The sequence below is a fragment of the Oleiphilus sp. HI0086 genome, from assembly GCF_001635225.1.
In genome coordinates this window covers 1-962 of the sequence record NZ_LWFZ01000037.1, presented here as the reverse complement: position 1 = coordinate 962, position 962 = coordinate 1, and the positions used below count along the sequence as shown (strand labels likewise).

The 962-nt window shown below is 46.8% G+C and carries 1 protein-coding gene; it reads right to left on the bottom strand.

Annotated elements, in window-relative coordinates; translation table 11 throughout:
* Window positions 1-916, bottom strand: a 916-nt coding sequence (locus A3756_RS00725; protein WP_068552641.1) for a pyridoxal phosphate-dependent aminotransferase, incomplete at its 3' end; no start/stop codon positions are given.
* Window positions 917-962 lie beyond the last annotated feature (46 nt).

Below are 962 nucleotides of genomic sequence, written 5' to 3'. Positions count from 1 at the left end.
CGACAAGATAGTCGTGGCGCTTTTTAAACTCGGTAACCATTGTTGTGATGCATTCCTGGCTGCCATTTAGTGCTTCCAACGCCGCGGCTTGAGAAATGGAGCAGGGGTTCGATGTGCTTTGCGACTGAATCTTTTTCATCGCAGCGATTGCTTTTTCTGGTCCTGCTGCGTAGCCAATGCGCCAGGCTGTCATTGAATATGCTTTAGAGACACCATTCAAAACAAAGGTGCGGTCATATAGCTCTGGGCAGGCGTTCAATATGTTAACGAAAGGTTGTTCTGTCCATAGAATATGTTCGTACATATCATCGGTAACGACTAAAATCTCAGGGTGTTGTTTTAGTACCTCGCCAATGGCAACCAGTTCTTCACGTGTATAAGCAATCCCGGTTGGGTTCGAGGGAGAGTTTAAAACTACGATTTTGGTTTTATCGGTAATTGCTGCTGACAGTTGCTCGGCAGTCATTTTAAAACGGTTATCAAGGCTCGTTTCAACAATAACTGGTTTGCCTTCCGCTATCTTGACCATGTCGGGGTAGGATACCCAGTACGGTGCAGGGATAACGACTTCGTCGCCTGGGTTTAGCAAGGCAAGTGAGAGATTGAAAAAGCTTTGCTTTCCGCCAGACGATACGAGGATCTGCTTAGGCGTATACTCAAGCTTGTTATCGCGCTTGAATTTATCGATGATCGCGCCTTTTAGTTCTGGAGTGCCGTCTACTGCGGTGTAGCGCGTCTGGCCATTTTTTATTGCACTAATCGCAGCCTGCTTAATGTGTTCAGGGGTGTCGAAGTCTGGTTCGCCAGCGCCTAAGCCGATAATATCTTTACCTGCGGCTTTTAGTTCATTGGCTTTGTTGGTAACAGCCAAGGTCGGAGATGGTTTTATAAGTTGTACCCGGTTTGAAAGTTCCAGGGCAGATAAAGCTGGGTTGGATGATTGTGCTTCCAAGTCTGTTTCC